Origin of the sequence: Actinomyces provencensis (assembly GCF_900155435.1) — a bacterium.
GTDB classification, from domain to species: Bacteria; Actinomycetota; Actinomycetes; order Actinomycetales; family Actinomycetaceae; genus Pauljensenia; species Pauljensenia provencensis.
Window position 1 is genome coordinate 2,378,742 of sequence record NZ_LT700212.1, and the last position, 18,093, is coordinate 2,396,834.

General features: G+C 68.8%; 8 protein-coding genes and 5 pseudogenes. 10 read left to right on the top strand and 3 right to left on the bottom strand.

Going from position 1 to position 18,093, the window contains the following annotated elements; all coding sequences use genetic code 11:
• Positions 1 to 14 precede the first annotated feature (14 nt).
• The 3 genes from BQ9890_RS10550 (at position 15) to BQ9890_RS10560 (ending at position 3,354) form a co-directional block, all read left to right on the top strand.
• A complete protein-coding gene (locus BQ9890_RS10550) occupies positions 15 to 1,340 on the top strand; it encodes an ISL3 family transposase (RefSeq protein ID WP_075891396.1) in 1,326 nt (441 codons plus the stop codon).
• A gap of 140 nt (positions 1,341 to 1,480) precedes the next feature.
• The gene (locus BQ9890_RS10555) at positions 1,481 to 2,422 is read left to right on the top strand and encodes a tyrosine-type recombinase/integrase (protein WP_075891398.1); all 942 of its coding nucleotides are present in this window, start codon (positions 1,481 to 1,483) and stop codon (positions 2,420 to 2,422) included.
• A complete protein-coding gene (locus tag BQ9890_RS10560) occupies positions 2,419 to 3,354 on the top strand; it encodes a tyrosine-type recombinase/integrase (RefSeq protein ID WP_075893057.1) in 936 nt (311 codons plus the stop codon). The genes BQ9890_RS10555 and BQ9890_RS10560 overlap by 4 nt, the downstream gene beginning before the upstream one ends.
• Positions 3,355 to 3,982: 628 nt before the next feature.
• On the opposite strand, the gene BQ9890_RS10570 is transcribed toward BQ9890_RS10560, so the two are convergent.
• The gene (locus tag BQ9890_RS10570) at positions 3,983 to 5,407 is read right to left on the bottom strand and encodes an IS1380 family transposase (RefSeq protein WP_230297880.1); all 1,425 of its coding nucleotides are present in this window, start codon (positions 5,405 to 5,407) and stop codon (positions 3,983 to 3,985) included.
• A 159-nt stretch (positions 5,408 to 5,566) separates the two neighbouring features.
• On the opposite strand from BQ9890_RS10570, the pseudogene BQ9890_RS10575 reads away from it, so the two are divergent.
• Positions 5,567 to 6,984, top strand: a pseudogene (locus BQ9890_RS10575) (IS30-like element ISPfr9 family transposase).
• A 149-nt stretch (positions 6,985 to 7,133) separates the two neighbouring features.
• Entirely contained in the window at positions 7,134 to 8,489 is a 1,356-nt protein-coding gene (locus tag BQ9890_RS10580) for an FAD-dependent oxidoreductase (protein ID WP_028701541.1), read from the top strand.
• A 563-nt stretch (positions 8,490 to 9,052) separates the two neighbouring features.
• Here the strand turns inward: BQ9890_RS10580 and BQ9890_RS15435 are convergent.
• Positions 9,053 to 9,178 (bottom strand): annotated as a pseudogene (locus BQ9890_RS15435) (IS3 family transposase); the annotation flags it as partial.
• Positions 9,179 to 9,302: 124 nt separating this feature from the next.
• On the opposite strand from BQ9890_RS15435, the pseudogene BQ9890_RS10585 reads away from it, so the two are divergent.
• The 3 pseudogenes from BQ9890_RS10585 to BQ9890_RS10595 all read left to right on the top strand — a co-directional run.
• A pseudogene (locus BQ9890_RS10585) lies at positions 9,303 to 10,418 on the top strand (ISL3 family transposase); the annotation flags it as partial.
• Between the two features lie 136 nt (positions 10,419 to 10,554).
• Positions 10,555 to 11,649, top strand: a pseudogene (locus BQ9890_RS10590) (ISL3 family transposase); the annotation flags it as partial.
• A gap of 136 nt (positions 11,650 to 11,785) precedes the next feature.
• Positions 11,786 to 12,880 (top strand): annotated as a pseudogene (locus BQ9890_RS10595) (ISL3 family transposase); the annotation flags it as partial.
• 845 nt (positions 12,881 to 13,725) lie between these two features.
• On the opposite strand, the gene BQ9890_RS10600 reads toward BQ9890_RS10595, so the two are convergent.
• On the bottom strand, positions 13,726 to 14,466 hold the full coding sequence (locus BQ9890_RS10600) for a TetR/AcrR family transcriptional regulator (RefSeq protein WP_078062387.1): 741 nt from the start codon (positions 14,464 to 14,466) through the stop codon (positions 13,726 to 13,728).
• Positions 14,467 to 14,617: 151 nt separating this feature from the next.
• Here BQ9890_RS10600 and BQ9890_RS10605 point away from each other — a divergent pair, with 151 nt between their 5' ends.
• Positions 14,618 to 14,851, top strand: coding sequence for a hypothetical protein (locus BQ9890_RS10605; protein ID WP_075891404.1), 234 nt, complete (start codon positions 14,618 to 14,620; stop codon positions 14,849 to 14,851).
• 94 nt (positions 14,852 to 14,945) lie between these two features.
• Positions 14,946 to 17,972, top strand: coding sequence for an aminomethyl-transferring glycine dehydrogenase subunit GcvPB (gcvPB, locus tag BQ9890_RS10610; RefSeq protein WP_075891406.1), 3,027 nt, complete (start codon positions 14,946 to 14,948; stop codon positions 17,970 to 17,972).
• The last annotated feature ends 121 nt before the right edge of the window (positions 17,973 to 18,093 follow it).

Sequence of the window (18,093 nt, forward strand, 5' to 3'; positions counted from 1 at the left end):
CGAAAGACCTCGACGTGCACGACGCTACCGTCGGCGGGCGCGCTGATGCGTTCGCCAGCCCCGACCTGACCGTGTTCTGCCGCCTCGACGAACTCGGCCTCGTTGTCACCGGGCAGCGACTCGAGCCCGACCGCGCGGTGATCGCTTGCCGCGTCGTCGAGCTCGACCAGTGGTGCCGTCGCTGCGGCTGCGAAGGGGTTCCGCGGGACACGGTGGTCCGGCGGCTTGCGCACGAACCGCTCGGGTGGCGGCCCACGACCCTGGAGGTCGTCGTGCGTCGCTACCGCTGCACCGACTGCTGCCATGTATGGCGACAGGACACCAGCCTGGCGGCCGAACCACGGGCGAAGCTGTCGCGCCGCGGGCTGCGCTGGGCACTAGAGGGCATCGTGGTCCAGCACCTCACCGTCGCCCGCGTCGCCGAGGGGCTCGGGGTCGCGTGGAACACCGCCAACCTCGCCGTCCTGGCCGAGGGCAAGCGCGTCCTGATCGACGACGAGCACAGGTTCGACGGGGTGAAGGTCGTCGGCGTCGATGAGCACGTCTGGAGGCACACCCGCCGCGGCGACAAGTACGTCACCGTGGTCATCGACCTGACCGGCATCCGTGAGGGCACCGGACCAGCACGGCTGCTGGACATGGTCGAGGGCCGCTCCAAGCAGGCGTTCAAGACTTGGCTCGCCGAGCGACCGCAGGCGTGGCGCGACGCGATCGAGGTGGTCGCGATGGACGGGTTCACCGGCTTCAAGACCGCCACCGCCGAGGCGCTGCCCGACGCGGTCGCGGTGATGGATCCCTTCCACGTCGTCCGGCTGGCCGGCGATGCACTGGACCGTTGCCGCCGCCGGGTCCAGCAGCACACCCAGGGCCACCGCGGCCGCAAGGGCGACCCGCTATACCGGGCGCGGCGAACCCTGCACACGGGAGCTGACCTGCTCACCGACAAGCAGAACGACCGCCTGCACGGCCTATTCAGCGTCGATGCGCATGTCGAAGTCGAGGCAACCTGGGGCGTCTACCAGCGGATGATCGCCGCCTACCGCGAGCAGGACCGGCGTCGAGGCCGCGAGCTAATGGTCAAACTGATCGACTCGGTCAGCCACGGCGTCCCGAAGGCGCTCACCGAGGTCATCACGCTGGGGCGAACCCTGAAGAAGCGCGCCGCCGACGTCCTGGCCTACTTCGACCGGCCCGGCACCAGCAACGGCCCAACGGAGGCGATCAACGGCCGGCTCGAGCACCTGCGCGGCTCGGCGCTGGGGTTCCGCAACCTGACCAGCTACATCGCTTATGCGGAATTCCGCATAAGCGATGGTATGTCGACCTCGGGGTTATGTTGACCGGCTCGGTGAGCGCCCAGGCGGGGCAGGGGTGAATGGTTGAGCCGGTCAACATAACCATTGGCTCTGGAGTCGGGGTTCGCTTGATCTGACCGGGGCGGTCGCTGGGATCGCTCGGCTTCAGGTCGAGGAGGACCGAGATGGTGGTTCATCGTAATCAGCGCCGCGCCGACGTGCGGGATGTGCTGGATGAGTTCGAGAGGTGGCTGCTCCAAGAGCGATCAGCGCAGGAGTGCACGGCTGCCGCGTACACGGCTCGCGTCGCAGCATTCGTGGAGTGGCTGCCCGCGCCGGTCGAGGAGTCGCTGCGGAAGCTGACCGCGGCGATGCTGATCGAGTGGGTGGACCTGGAAGCAGCGCGTGGGCTGAAGGCATCGACGTTGGGCAAGCAGCTGGTGATGCTGCGCTCGTTTCTGCAGTACGCTCACCGCTCCGGTCGGGTGGGACAGGACCTGTCCGGGGTGGTGCCGCACGCGGCGGCGTGGCGACTCTCATCGATTCCGGACCCGGTGCCGGCGGGCACGATCGAGGCACTGTTCGACACTCTCGATCTGCGTTCACCGAAAGGGCTGCGTGACCGGGCGATCCTGCTGCTTCTTACCGGGCTCGGGCTGCGCGCTTGTGAGATCGCCGGCCTTCGGCTCGACGACATCGGCTGGCGCACCGGAAGCCTACGCATCCGGGGCAAGGGCGACCGTGTCGATGAGCTCCCACTGCCCGACGAGGTCGGCCACGCCTTGGAGGATTACGTGCTCCACGGCCGCGGCGGCAGGGTCCAGGGCGAGGAGGTGTTCTGGACGGTCATCGATCCGGTCCAGCCACTGAGCGCCAACGGTGTCTGCGGGACGATCCGGCAAATCTGCATCAAGGCCGGGGTGGAGAAGTTCGGCCCACACCGGCTGCGGCACACGTTCGCGACCGGGATGCTCGCCACTGGGGCGACGTTGCAGGAGGTCCAGGGGCTGCTACGCCACGCGCATCTACGCACGACCGCGCTCTACGCCAAGGTCGACAAGAACCGGCTCACCGCTCTCGCACCCGAATGGCCGGCGGCCGCGTCATTGGGCAGGTGTCCACGATGAGCGGGTTGCGCGATCTGATGGACGGTTACCTGGCGACCCGGCGGGCACTCGGGTTCAAGCTCGTCGCGCCAGGCAAGACTCTGGATGCGTTCGTCGGCTGGATGGAAGACGCTGGTGAGCCCACGATCCGCCGGGATCTGGCGACCGCGTGGGCAGCACAGTTCTCCCGCGGCACGCTGCTGGAGCGACTGAACTATGTCCGCCAGTTCGCCGAGCATGTCGCCTGGTTCGACCCCGCGACCGAGGTCCCCGTCCTGGACGGACGACCCTACGGCGCTCATCGTCCTCGCCCGCGGATCTTCACCGACCAGCAGATCGACACGCTGCTGGTCGCGGCAGGCAGGCTGACCCCACGAGTCCGGGCGGCTTCCTGGCAAACGCTACTCGGACTGCTGACGGTGACGGGGATGCGGATCAGCGAAGCGAGGAACCTCAACGACGACGACATCACCATCGACGACGATGCCGGTGATGGCAGCGGTTGGGTGCGGGTCACGGACACGAAGTTCGGCAAGTCCCGCCTCGTCCCACTCCGCCCGACGACGATGACCGCGATCCGCAGGTATCGGCGGCTACGGGATCGGACGTTCCCGGTCCCGAAGACGACCGCGGTGTTTGTCGCCCGCCGAGGCACCCGGATCGCCCGCTCAACCGCGGGGAACACGTTCCGAGAGATCCGCGAGGCCGCTGGCTTGGCCGGCGGGCCGACCGAGCCGGCCGCCCGGCTGCACGACTTCCGGCACTCGTTCGCGACGAACACCCTGATCGGGCACATCCGAACCGGCGGCGATGTCGACGCGATGATGCCGGTGCTGTCGGCGTTCCTCGGACACGTCGGCCCGGAGGCGACCTACTGGTATCTGTCGAACACTCCCGAACTGGCGGCTGCTCTCGCGGAGCGCATCCAAGCGAGAGGGGGCGGTGATGAGTGACCTCGCGCCGTTGCTGCAACGGTTCTTCACCGACAAGCTCGACCGGCATCTGGATGCCAGCCCGCACACGAAAGCCGCCTACGCCGACACGTTCCGGCTCCTACTGACCTACGCTGAGCGGGCCACCGGGATCGCGCCATCGGCGTTGACGCTGGCCGATCTCGACGCAGACCTGATCGGCGGGTTCCTCCAGCACCTGGAAACCGAGCGCGGGAACTNAACCGGTGACACCGCGATGGTTATGTTGACCGGCTCAACCGTTCACCCCTGCCCCGCCTGGGCGCTCACCGAGCCGGTCAACATAACCCCGAGGTCGACATACCATCGCCAGATCGCTGCTCGAGACCGGAGGGTTCAGGCCGCAACTACACCCTCGATTGTGAAGAGCCACATTGATCATCTGCCGATGTGCGCGCGTTGCTGCGCACGGCCTCAGCACACTCTGAGCCCTGATCCACCGTTTGTGGGGGTGGGGGTGGTGTGAGGCGAGCGGGATGGGGTTGTGGTGGTGTGTTTGTGCTGGTGTGAGGGTGTTCGGGTTCCGGGGTGTGGTGGGGTCTCCGACCACTGGTGTCGGCTTGTCCTGGGGTTCCTCGGGTTGGGCCCGCTGGGGCTGGGTGGGTGGTGGTCAGGCCGCCAGGGGCGGGTCGCTGCCGGTGGCGTGGCCCCACAGGTCCATGAACTGGCGTTGCCAGGGCCAGTGGGTCGGGTAGTGCAGGAAGCGGCGCCTGGACCTCGTGGCCACTCGTGCTGGCACGTGGATGAGTCGGGTGCGGATGGTGGGCATGCGGGCGGTGTTCATGCCTGCGGCGTGGGCTGCGGCCCGGGAGATGTTGAACGCCAGGACCGCCAACTGCAGCCAGGCGGCGTTGGCCTGGAACTTCCCCGAGGGCAGGTGCGCCAGGGCATTGCCCTTCAACTCGGCCATGACCTGCTCGATGATCGCATGTCCCCGGTGACGCTCATCGGCCTGGACCATGGGGAGGGTGGAGTTGGTGATGAAGGGGTGGTACCGGTACGTGTCGAACAGTTCCCCCTGACCCGGGCTGGCCTTCGGGTTCAACCGCTTGACACGGCGCACGACGAGCCTGCAGGTGACGTGTTCACTCACCGTGTGGGAGGTGAAGGCGGTGAAGGGGACTTCTGCGACCTCGGCGTCACTAATCCATTCTCCCGTGTCTTCTTCGAAGACGGCGTTGGGGTAGTGGATCCCCACCCACTCCTCCTCCCGGATCGCACTGATGGCTCGGGTGACGGTCTTCCACTGGGGGACGGTCACGGAGAACCAGCACCCGGCGTCGAGGAAGGCGTGGACGAAGTCGCACGTGCAAAACGCGCTGTCAGCCCGACCCATCACCCTCGCATCCGGGCGGACGCGTCTGAGGACTGTGAGGGCTCTCTTGGCGTGCCAGGCGGCGTTGCCCCCGCTGCGGATGTTGCCCCGACGCAGTTGGGCCCCGGCGATCACGGGCGGGGTGTGCTCGGTGCTGATGGTGGCGACGAGGGCGTTGAGGCCCTTGACATGGTTGTAGCCGTAGGCCACCGCCTGCTTCGAATACCCGTGCACCTCCCGGATGGTGTCATCGAGGTCCACCATCACCAGCTCATCACTGCCGAACAGGGTGGGGACCCTGGGGGCCAGGTTGGCCAGGAGCTGGCGGTTGATGGCTCCCAGCTGGAGGGTGTGACCGTGGGTGAAGGACCGCAGGAAGGTCCCCAGGGTGGAGGGGGCACGCACCGCCCCCACCACCTTCGCCGTGCCCCCCGAACGCAAGACATCCATCCCGTCAATGTCATCGGCCCCCGCCAGCATGCCCGTCACCAGCGCGCGCGTCTTGACCACCGCGTTCGGGGATGCCACCGTCAGCCGCTCGTTCAGCAGATCAGCGAGCCCGGCCCGCTGGGCCAGGCCCATCACCGCGGGCAGGCCCCCGGCGGAGACGAGGTGGTCCTCATCGAAGACCGGGGTGAAACGGCGGGTGGGAGTGTGAAACGATTGCACCTGAGCGATGCCCCCTCGACTTGGTGAAATGGTTTGTCTGGCGACACCCATTATCCCAGATCAGAAGGGGCATCCTCCCTTTTTCACACCCCCACAACCCACCCCCTAAACGGTGGATCAGGGCTGAGTGTCGTTCTGTGGGCGCATTCAACTGGTCGTCGCAACACCTTGATGTGAGAGGTGTGGAGGATGGCTACCAAGCATTGGAGCATGAGGACTGGCGATGTCCCCGAGGTGTTGCGGCGTCAGTGGCGAGCGGACAGGGCCTTGCGGCCGGCGATGTTCTCTCCGGGCAGGCCGCAACCGTCTCGGACGGTGCAGCGTGACTTCTGGCGTCTCATTGCGACGGGGATCTCAACGGCGGAGGCCGCGCTCGTGGTGGGTGTGTCGATCCCGGTGGCCTCGCGGTGGTTCCGCCACGCTGGCGGCATGCCACCGATCAGTCTGGTCGAACCCAGTGGGCGATATCTCAGCTTCGCCGAGCGTGAGGAGATCGCCATCCTGAAGGCCCAGGGCAAGGGGGTTCGCACCATCGCCCGGGCTCTGGGCCGTGATCCGGGCACGATCAGTCGTGAGCTGCGCCGCAACGCCGCTACCCGAGGCGGGAAACTCGAATACCGAGCCATGGTCGCCCAGTGGAAAGCCCACGAGGCCGCCAAGAGGCCCAAAGAAGCGAAGATGGTGACCAACCCGCGGCTGCGTGACTACGTCCAGGACCGGCTCGCCGGCAAGGTCACCCACCCTGACGGCCGCACCGTCAACGGCCCAGACACGCCAGTCTGGAAAGGGTTGAACAAGCCCCACCGGGCCGACCGTCGCTGGTCGAAGGCCTGGAGCCCGGAGCAGATCAGCCGCCGCCTGCGCATCGAGTTCGGTGATGATGAGTCCATGCGGATCAGTCACGAGGCGATCTACCAGTCACTGTTCATCGAGGGCCGCGGGGCGCTGAAGCGGGACCTGGTGACCTGCCTGCGCACCGGCAGGGCTCTGCGCTCGCCGCGTGAGCGTTCGCGGAACAAGCCCCATGGCCATGTCACCGCCGATGTCGTGATCAGCGAACGGCCCGCGGAGGCCGCGGATCGGGCTGTTCCCGGCCACTGGGAAGGCGACCTGATCATCGGCACCGGCCGCTCCGCGATCGGCACCTTGGTCGAACGCCACAGCCGCGCCACGATCCTGGTCCATCTGCCTCGCTTGGAGGGCTGGGGCCAGACGCCGCTGGTCAAGAACGGCCCCTCGCTGGGCGGTTACGGTGCGGTCGCGATGAACACCGCGCTCGCCGCGTCGATCACCGCTCTGCCGCAGCAGCTGCGCAAGACCATCACCTGGGACCGCGGCAAGGAACTATCCGCTCACGCCACCTTCGCCCTGGAGACCGGCACGAAGGTCTACTTCGCTGACCCCCACAGCCCATGGCAGCGGCCCAGCAACGAGAACACCACGGGCTGCTGCGTCAGTACTTCCCCAAGGGCACCGACCTGTCCCGCTGGACAGCAGAAGATCTGGAAGCCGTGGCCCACACCCTAAACAACCGCCCCCGCAAGACCCTCGGCTGGAGAACACCGGCCGAGGTCTTCGAAGAGCAACTACGATCCTTGGAAGAAGCCGGTGTTGCGACGACCGGTTGAACCTGCCGTGGCTCCGACCAGCAGAGCGATGTCAGCAGTTGGCTTTCCATCTCAGCGGTACCGCTGGAAGGATGCCCACCGGCAAATCCCGCACCTCGTGGATTGCGAGCGTTGCGAGCGAGAGCGTGCCTACGCGAAGGAGAATTGTGATGGACGTTGACCTGCTGGTGATCGGCTGGGGCAAGGCAGGCAAGACCCTGGCGGGGCGCTTCGCGGCCGCCGGCAAGACCGTGGCGCTGGTGGAGCGCTCGCCCGAGATGTACGGCGGCACCTGCATCAACATCGCCTGCGTGCCGACCAAGGACCTCGTCGTCTCTGCCGAGGAGCGTCGCGACTCCGACGACCCGCAGGAGTTCTTCCGCACCGCCGTCGCCGGCCGCGACGCGCTGATCGGCACGCTCAACGCCGCGAACCACCAGATGCTGGAGAAGCCGGGCGTCACCCTGGTGGACGGCACCGCCCGGTTCACCGGCCCGCGGACGGTCGTCGTCGACACCGCCGAGGGCCAGGTGGAGCTCACCGGCGAGACCGTGGTGATCGGCACCGGTGCGACCTCGCGCCGCGTCGACCTGCCCGGCTTCGACTCACCGCGGGTGTTCGACTCGACCACCATCCAGCACATCGACCCGCTGCCCGAACGGCTGGTGATCGTGGGCGGCGGCTTCATTGGGCTGGAGTTCGCTAGCATGTTCACCCACTTCGGCTCCAAGGTCACCATCCTCGACCGCGGCGAGGAGTTCCTTCCCCGCGTCGACCGGGACGTGGCCGAGGCCGTGAGGCAGACCCTGCTCGACATGGGCGTCACCATCGAGCAGGGCGTCCGGCCCACGTCGCTGGACGACGACGGCACACACGCCGTGGTGCACACCACCAAGGGCGATTTCGCGGCCGAGGCCGTGCTGGTGGCCGCCGGACGCGTGCCGGTCACCGGCGAGCTGGGCCTGGAGGCCGCCCGCATCGAGGTGGACGAGCGGGGCTTCGTCGTCGTGGACGACCAGCTGCAGACCAGCGTCCCCGGTGTGTACGCGGTGGGCGACGTCAACGGCGGCCCGCAGTTCACCTACATCTCGCTGGACGACAACCGCATCGTGTGGGACGCGGTGATGGGCCAGGGCACGCGCCGCCGCAGCGACCGCGTGGCGGTGCCGAACACCACCTTCATCACCCCGCCGCTGTCGATGGTGGGCATGGACGAGACCCAGGCCCGCAAGTCCGGCCGCAACGTCCTGATGGCGAAGAAGGAGGTGGCGAAGATCGCCGCCATGCCCCGGCCGAAGATCGTCGGCGAGACCCACGGCCTGTTCAAGCTGTTCGTCGACGCCGACAGCCAAGAGATCCTCGGCGCGACGATCTTCTCCATCGACTCCCAGGAGCTGGTCAACATGGTCGCCCTGGCCATCCGGCTGGGCGCCAAGGTCTCCGACCTGCGCGACGGGATCTGGACCCACCCGTCCAGCACCGAGGCCTTCAACGAGGTGCTCGGCACCCTGGAGCCATTGGCCTGACCGCTCAGGCACGAGTACGCCCTCCGACCCGATGGGTCGGAGGGCGTTCTGCTTCGACGGGGGCGGTCGGGCCCGGCGTCCGGCCCCGCCGCCGACGCAGGCACCGCATGTCTTGGAGGCTGACCGACCCGCCCCGGGAATAGACCCTGCCGGATCGTGGTTCGAATAGGTGTACCCTGTAGGGGTATGCATCGCAAGATGGCTCGGTTCGAGGCGTCCGTGCTGTCGTCGATGCCATCGCCGCTAATCCCGACCTGACCGCCACTGTGCTCCAAACTGTCGGCGTAAAAGGGATGGGACGGGTTCATCCTCGTCCGCAGAGGCTAGAGCGGAACGGGCGGGCTACCCGCGATCAGAACGTCCTCAACTGCCGCGCCGAGGGCGTGTGCACGCGGTCGTGTCGATGGCCGGTCGTTCAGCGGCCGCGGTTTCGGGGGTGGTTGCGGGCCTGTCGCTCGTTCCCTCGCCGGTAGTTGCCCGTGAGCCTCGCCATGAGCTCTTGCGGGTCTTCCTGCTCGACGTCTTCGTGGGGTTACCCGCAAGTTTCGGACGGTTGGATTGGTTCAGGCGGCCCGTGTCAGGGCTGCCGCGTGTTGGGCTTCGAACTCGACTGGGGTCTGGTAGCCGATCGCTGAGTTGAGGCGCTTCGTGTTGTAGAAGTCGTAGATCCACTCCTCCACGCCCTGAATGGGGCTCTTCCCAGATGAGGGTGTAGCGCACGTCGCGCGGCGGGCCGGCGCGTCGGTGGCCGGATAGAGGTCGAGGTCTCCCGAGGATGAGAGCTCCTACACACTCAGCCCGAAAGACCTCGACGTGCACGACGCTACCGTCGGCGGGCGCGCTGATGCGTTCGCCAGCCCCGACCTGACTGCCTTCTGCCGCCTCGACGAACTCGGCCTCGTTGTCACCGGGCAGCGACTCGAGCCGGATCGTGCCGTATTGGCCTGCCAGGTGGTCGAGCCCGACCAGTGGTGCCGGCGCTGCGGCTGCGAAGGGAGACCACGTGACACCGTGGTCCGACGGCTCGCCCACGAACCACTGGGCTGGCGGCCCACGACGCTGGAGGTCGTCGTGCGCCGTTACCGCTGCAGCGGCTGCGGGTATGTGTGGCGCCAGGACACCACCGCCGCGGCCGAACCGCGGGCCAAGTTGTCTCGGCGCGCTCTGCGGTGGGCGCTGGAAGGGATCGTGGTCCAGCACCTGAGCGTGGCTCGGGTCGCCGAGGGGCTCGGGGTAGCCTGGGACACCGCCAACGACGCCGTTCTGGCCGAGGGCAAGCGGGTGCTGATCGACGAGGAGCACCGCTTCGAGGGGGTGAAGGTCGTCGGGGTCGATGAGCACGTGTGGAGGCACACCCGTCGCGGCGACAGGTACGTCACCGTGATCATCGACCTCACCCCAGTGCGAGATGGCACCGGCCCGGCACGGCTGCTCGACATGGTCGAGGGCCGCTCCAAGCAGGCGTTCAAGACCTGGCTGGCCGACCGCCCGCAGGAGTGGCGCGACGGCGTGGAGGTGGTCGCGATGGACGGCTTCACCGGGTTCAAGACCGCCGCGGTCGAGGAGTTGCCCGACGTGGTGACCGTGCTAGATCCCTTCCACGTCACCAGGCTCGCGGGCGAGGCACTGGACGTGTGCCGCCGTCGGGTCCAACAAGCCATCCACGGGCACCGCGGGATGAAGGGCGACCCGCTCTACTCGGCGCGACGCACGCTGTGCACCGGCGCCGACCTGCTCATAGACAAGCAGGCAACCCGACTCAGGTCCTTGTTCGCCGACGACAACCACGTCGAGGTCGAGGTCACCTGGGGCGTCTACCAGAGGATGATCGCTGCCTACCGGCACGAGGACCGAAGCCGTGGCCGTGAGCTGATGGCCAAGTTGATCGACGACCTCAGCGCCGGCGTGCCCAAGGCCCTGGTCGAGATCACCGGCTCCTCACAATTGGGGGTGTAGCGGGGGAGTGACCTCGTTGGTGGTCGTGTTCGGCGCGTCGGGGTCCGGGTAGGGGTCGAGGTCTCCCGATGATGGGGGTTCCTACGCCACCCATCTGGAAGACCTCGACTTGTCTGACGCTACCTTCGCTTGCCCCGACCTGACCAAGTTCTGTCGGCTCGACGACCTCGGGCTCGTCGTCACCGGGCAACGGATCGAGCCCGACCGTGCCGTTCTCGCGTGCCGGGTCGTCGACGACGACCGCTGGTGCCGCGGCTGCGGCTGTGAAGGCAGCCCGCGCGACTCGGTCACGCGCGAGCTCGCCTACGCCCCGCAGGGCTGGCGGCGGACGACCTTGGTCGTGACGGTCCGTCGGTACCGGTGCACCGGCTGCACCCGCGTGTGGCGCCAAGACACCAGCGCGGCGGCCGAACCGCGGGCCAAGTTGTCTCGGCGCGCTCTGCGGTGGGCGCTGGAAGGGATCGTGGTCCAGCACCTGAGCGTGGCTCGGGTCGCCGAGGGGCTCGGGGTGGCCTGGGACACCGCCAACGACGCCGTTCTGGCCGAGGGCAAGCGGGTGCTGATCGACGAGGAGCACCGCTTCGAGGGGGTGAAGGTCGTCGGGGTCGATGAGCACGTGTGGCGCCACACCCGTCGCGGCGACAGGTACGTCACCGTGATCATCGACCTCACCCCAGTGCGAGATGGCACCGGCCCGGCACGGCTGCTGGACATGGTCGAAGGACGCTCCAAGCAGGCGTTCAAGACCTGGCTGGCCGACCGCCCGCAGGAGTGGCGCGACGGCGTGGAGGTGGTCGCGATGGACGGCTTCACCGGGTTCAAGACCGCCGCGGTCGAGGAGTTGCCCGACGTGGTGACCGTGCTAGATCCCTTCCACGTCACCAGGCTCGCGGGCGAGGCACTGGACGTGTGCCGCCGTCGGGTCCAACAAGCCATCCACGGGCACCGCGGGATGAAGGGCGACCCGCTCTACTCGGCGCGACGCACGCTGTGCACCGGCGCCGACCTGCTCATAGACAAGCAGGCAACCCGACTCAGGTCCTTGTTCGCCGACGACAACCACGTCGAGGTCGAGGTCACCTGGGGCGTCTACCAGAGGATGATCGCTGCCTACCGGCACGAGGACCGAAGCCGTGGCCGTGAGCTGATGGCCAAGTTGATCGACGACCTCAGCGCCGGCGTGCCCAAGGCCCTGGTCGAGATCACCGGCTCCTCACAATTGGGGGTGTAGCGGGGGAGTGACCTCGTTGGTGGTCGTGTTCGGCGCGTCGGGGTCCGGGTAGGGGTCGAGGTCTCCCGATGATGGGGGTTCCTACGCCACCCATCTGGAAGACCTCGACTTGTCTGACGCTACCTTCGCTTGCCCCGACCTGACCAAGTTCTGTCGGCTCGACGACCTCGGGCTCGTCGTCACCGGGCAACGGATCGAGCCCGACCGTGCCGTTCTCGCGTGCCGGGTCGTCGACGACGACCGCTGGTGCCGCGGCTGCGGCTGTGAAGGCAGCCCGCGCGACTCGGTCACGCGCGAGCTCGCCTACGCCCCGCAGGGCTGGCGGCGGACGACCTTGGTCGTGACGGTCCGTCGGTACCGGTGCACCGGCTGCACCCGCGTGTGGCGCCAAGACACCAGCGCGGCGGCCGAACCGCGGGCCAAGTTGTCTCGGCGCGCTCTGCGGTGGGCGCTGGAAGGGATCGTGGTCCAGCACCTGAGCGTGGCTCGGGTCGCCGAGGGGCTCGGGGTGGCCTGGGACACCGCCAACGACGCCGTTCTGGCCGAGGGCAAGCGGGTGCTGATCGACGAGGAGCACCGCTTCGAGGGGGTGAAGGTCGTCGGGGTCGATGAGCACGTGTGGAGGCACACCCGTCGCGGCGACAGGTACGTCACCGTGATCATCGACCTCACCCCAGTGCGAGATGGCACCGGCCCGGCACGGCTGCTCGACATGGTCGAGGGCCGCTCCAAGCAGGCGTTCAAGACCTGGCTGGCCGACCGCCCGCAGGAGTGGCGCGACGGCGTGGAGGTGGTCGCGATGGACGGCTTCACCGGGTTCAAGACCGCCGCGGTCGAGGAGTTGCCCGACGTGGTGACCGTGCTAGATCCCTTCCACGTCACCAGGCTCGCGGGCGAGGCACTGGACGTGTGCCGCCGTCGGGTCCAACAAGCCATCCACGGGCACCGCGGGATGAAGGGCGACCCGCTCTACTCGGCGCGACGCACGCTGTGCACCGGCGCCGACCTGCTCATAGACAAGCAGGCAACCCGACTCAGGTCCTTGTTCGCCGACGACAACCACGTCGAGGTCGAGGTCACCTGGGGCGTCTACCAGAGGATGATCGCTGCCTACCGGCACGAGGACCGAAGCCGTGGCCGTGAGCTGATGGCCAAGTTGATCGACGACCTCAGCGCCGGCGTGCCCAAGGCCCTGGTCGAGATCACCGGCTCCTCACAATTGGGGGTGTAGCGGGGGAGTGACCTCGTTGGTGGTCGTGTTCGGCGCGTCGGGGTCCGGGTAGGGGTCGAGGTCTCCCGATGATGGGGGTTCCTACGCCACCCATCTGGAAGACCTCGACTTGTCTGACGCTACCTTCGCTTGCCCCGACCTGACCAAGTTCTGTCGGCTCGACGACCTCGGGCTCGTCGTNGTTCACCCCTGCCCCGCCTGGGCGCTCACCGAGCCGGTCAACATAACCCCGAGGTCGACATACCATCGCCAGATCACTGCTCAAGACCGGCGGATTCAGACCCCGACTACACCCTGGATTCGGATGAGCCAGATGTGTCGAGGTCTCCCGGGGATGAAGGCTCCCACGCCTGACATCCGGTGGACCACGACGTGCCTGGCGCCACCTCTGCGGCTGCTGGCCTGACGACGTCCCGGCCGACTTGATGAACTCGGGCCGATCGCGATCGCGCAACGCATCGGGCCCGGCCAGGCAGTGCTGGCGTGCCGTGTCGTGGGCGGCGACGCACAGTGTCACCGGTGCGGTTGCGGACACGTCCCCCGGGACGCGGTGACGTGGCGGGTTGTGGTGGACCCTGTCCGGACACGTCGCCGGCCATCTCACGCTCGCCCGCGTCGCTGAGAGGCTCGGGGTCGCGTGCGCACGCCCCCAGACAGTGACGACCACACACCGCACCTCGCGGAAACCGTCTGGTCACCGATCCGGTCACCAGACGCCGGATCAGGCCACTCGACGAAGCGAGGAGGGAGCTGGACCTCCCGGGGAACTCCAGCGGCTCGTTGCTGGGGTACCTGGCCCCGAACCGGACAACTCAGAGCTACCGGCGTGCCGCCACCCCGGTCAGGGCCATGTCGAGACCGAGCTCGAAGATCCGATCCGGATGGACCTCCTCCTGAGCGAAGTGCCCGACCTGCACAAGTGTGGGGTAGCGCCCCTGGTCGACGACATGGGCCTGTGGAGGCAGGCCCTCCCGGTCAGGGTCGGCGCCCAGCAGGGGCCGACTGGACTCGACCACCGCGTTTCCGATGACAAAGTTCGCCAGCACGCGCGCCGCAGCGACCAGTTCCGTGCCCGTCAGGCCGGCTCGTGCCAGGGCGGCGTGGAGGTACTCCGTGCGCTCCAGCACGTGGGGTCCGAGCATGGGCCGGTTGACCAGGGCTGTGGACCAGGGGTGGGCGAGCATGGCCGCACGCCACCGGGACAGGAGGGTGCGTACCTGAAGGCGCCACGGCCCGTCCCGGGGTGGGAGCTCCACTGAGGCGAAGACCTGGTCGAAGGCGAGGTCCAGCACGTCCTCCTTGGTCTGGACATGCCAGTAGAGCGCAGCTGAGGTCACACCCAGGCGCTCGGCCACTGCGCGCATCGTCAGTCCCTGGACACCGTGGTCGTCCAGGAGCGCGATCGCCTGGGTGACGATCTCCTCGCGGGTGAGGTTCCGGCGTGGACGTGTGGGCGCAAGGTCACGCAGCCACACGCCACCCGGCGCGTGAGTGGCACTGATCGACGCAGCGCCATCGGAGACAGGCCTGCCGCGGGCAGGGTCGGCGCGTCGTGCCATGGCATCGATGGTAGCCCATTGATCATCGACCTTGACATTGATAAGTTGAGTTCACAGCGATCATCCCCCAGGCCCCCCGACGACACCTCTGCCACCCGGGCGGCGCCGAGTGGTCGCAGCCTGCAGGGCACTGCACACGGAGGTGAGGGACGTGCCGACCATCAGGGTCGAGCTGACCAGCACACGTGAGGAAGGCCGCCGGATCCTGGCCCTCCACCACAGCGGGGCCCATCACCGTCCCAGCGAGGAGGCAGCCATCGAGCAGGCCTGGAAGCAGGGACGCACCCCCACCGGCGCCGTCCACTTCGCCGGGCTCACCAACGGACAGCCTCCCCTCCTCAAGTACGACGTCACCGTTCACCCCGACATCGCAGACATCCGGTAGGTCCTCCGTGGGCATCCGTGCCCCGCCCCACCATTCCGGCGCGACCGGGACGTACAGTGGTCAGGTCGGTCCAGCCCTGCCCCGGAGGTCCCTGATGGTCACACCCACTGACGATGGCTTCACCATCCGCCACATCGGCCTCACTGCCGACGCCGACCTCGCCCGGGCGCTGGACCGGATCGGCCACCCCAGCCTGGAGTCCCTGGTGGAGGCCGCGCTCCCGGCCTCGATCCGCACCCGCTCCCCCCTGGACCTGCCTGCACCGGCCACCGAGCAGGAGGTCCTCGCGCAGCTGCGCGACCTCGCCTCCCACAACCGGCCGATGCGCCAGATGATCGGCCAGGGCTTCTCCGGCACGGTCACCCCTGCCGTCATCCGCCGCAACGTCCTGGAGAACCCCGGCTGGTACACCGCCTACACCCCCTACCAACCTGAGATCTCCCAGGGCCGCCTGGAGGCACTCATCACCTTCCAGACGATGGTCGCCGACCTGACGGCGCTGCCGGTGGCCAACGCCTCCCTGCTGGACGAGTCCTCCGCCGCGGCGGAGGCCATGCTCCTCATGCGCCGCGCCAACCGCGCCCACCCCGACGCCCCCGTGCTGGTGGACACCGACGTCTTCCCCCAGACCCTGGCGGTCCTGAGGGGCAGGGCGCGGGCAGCTGACATCGACCTGGTCGAGGCCGACCTCTCCGACGGCCTCCCGGAGGGAGCATTCGCCGGCGTCATCATCCAGCAGCCGGGTGACTCCGGGCGCATCGCCGACTGGGCACCCGTCGTCGCCGCCGCCCACGAGCGCGGTGCCCTCGTCACCGTCGTGGCCGACATCCTCTCCCTGGCGCTCATCACCCCGCCCGGGGAGATCGGTGCGGACATCGCAGTGGGCTCCACCCAACGCTTCGGTGTGCCCCTGTTCTTCGGAGGCCCCCACGCCGCCTACATGGCGGTCACCACCGCCCTCACCCGCCAGATCCCCGGACGCCTGGTCGGCATCTCCCACGACGACGCGGGCACACCCGCCCTTCGCCTGGCCCTCCAGACCCGCGAGCAACACATCCGCCGCGAGCGGGCCACTTCCAACATCTGCACGGCCCAGGCGCTGCTCGCCATCGTCGCGGGCATGTACGCCGTCCACCACGGGCCCGAGGGGATCCGCGCCATCGCGGAGCGCACCCACGCCCACGCCGCTCGCCTGGCCGACGCGCTCACCGCCCACGGCCTCACCCCGGTGAGCGACTCCTTCTTCGACACCGTGCGCGTCGCGCTCGCCGACGAGGGCGCCGCAGCCGAGGTCGTCTCCGCAGCCGGGCGTGCGGGCATCAACATCCGTCGCGTGGACGCCACCACTGTGTCGGTGTCGACCTCGGAGGAGACCACGGACGTGGACGTCGACGACGTCCTCACCGCCTTCGGCGTGCCCACAGGCGCCGCACCGGCCGACCTGGAGGCCCTGGGCACGGGTGGCACGGAGCGTCCTGCGGGCACGGGAGCCTCCACCGGGGCCGCCCTCGTCGACGCCCCGGTCGCGCCCGACGCGCCGGCCTCCCCCACGGCCCCCGCCACCGACCACCTGCCCGTCGACCTGCGCCGCACGAGCACCTACCTCACCCACCCGGTCTTCCGCCGCTACCGCTCCGAGACCGCCCTCATGCGCCACCTGCGCCGCCTGGCGGACCGGGACCTGGCCCTGGACCGGACGATGATCCCCCTGGGTTCGTGCACCATGAAGCTCAATGCGGCCGTGGAGATGGAGGCGATCTCCTGGCCCGGCTTCGCCGGCATCCACCCCTTCGCCCCCCTCGACCAGGCGCAGGGATGGTTGGCGCTCATCGGCGACCTGGAGACCTGGCTGGCCGAGATCTCCGGCTACGCCGCCGTGTCCCTGCAGCCCAACGGTGGTTCCCAGGGCGAGTACGCGGGCCTGCAGGCCATCCGCCTCTACCAGGAGTCGATCGGACACCCCGAGCGCCGCATCTGCCTGATCCCCGCCTCGGCGCACGGCACGAACGCCGCCTCCGCGGCCCTCGCCGGACTGCAGGTCGTGGCCGTGGGCACCGCCCCCGACGGTGCGATCGACCTGGAGGACCTGCGCGCGAAGCTCGCCGAGCACGAGGGCCGCGTCGCCGCGATCATGGTCACCTACCCCTCCACGCACGGCGTCTTCGAGGGCCACATCACCGAGGTCTGCGACCTGGTCCACGCCGCCGGCGGGCAGGTCTACATCGACGGTGCGAACCTCAATGCCCTGGTGGGGCTCGCCCGCCCGGGACGATTCGGCGGGGACGTCTCCCACCTCAACCTCCACAAGACCTTCTGCATCCCCCACGGCGGGGGCGGCCCGGGGGTGGGACCCGTGGCCGCGGCGGCGCACCTGGCGCCCTTCCTGCCGCGCGCCCAGGACGCCGCGGCGTGGTCCTCCCCCGTCGACGAGGGCGAGGCGACACCGGCCGGTACAACACCGGCGCCGACGGACACGGGCCTCGGCGGCCCGGTGGCCGCCACGACCTACGGGTCGGCCGGGGTGCTGCCCATCTCCTGGGCCTACATCCGGCTCATGGGTGGTGCAGGCCTGACCCGGGCCACGCAGGGCGCGATCCTCGCCGCGAACTACGTCGCCGCCAGCCTGCACGAGGACTACCCCGTCCTCTACACGGGCGCAGGCGGCCTGGTGGCACACGAGTGCATCCTGGACCTGCGCCACCTCTCCCACGAGTCCGGCATCGGGGCCGAGGACGTCGCCAAGCGTCTCATCGACTACGGCTTCCACGCCCCGACCCTCTCCTTCCCGGTCCCGGGCACACTCATGGTGGAGCCCACCGAGTCGGAGGACCTGGGTGAACTCGACCGCTTCGTCGCGGCCATGCGCGCCATCCGCGTGGAGGTCCAGGAAGTCATCGACGGTGAGGTGGCGGCCGAGGAATCCGTGGTGCACCGGGCCCCGCACACAGCGGCCGCCCTCGTCGGGGACGGGTGGGAGCGTGCCTACGGGCGTGAACGCGCGGCCTTCCCCCTGCCCGGCATGGCCCCCGACAAGTACTTCCCACCCGTGGGACGCATCGACGGGGCGTACGGCGACCGACACCTGGTGCTCACCCTGGAGGACCCTGAGGGCTCGGACTGAGGTCGATGAGTGGACCCGCGACCTCGCGGGTGGCCGACCCCCGGGGAGTGCGGCCCCCGACGGGCCCGGAATGACGGACACTGTAACCAGACGTGAGAAGCACGGGGGCGGGAGCGGCACG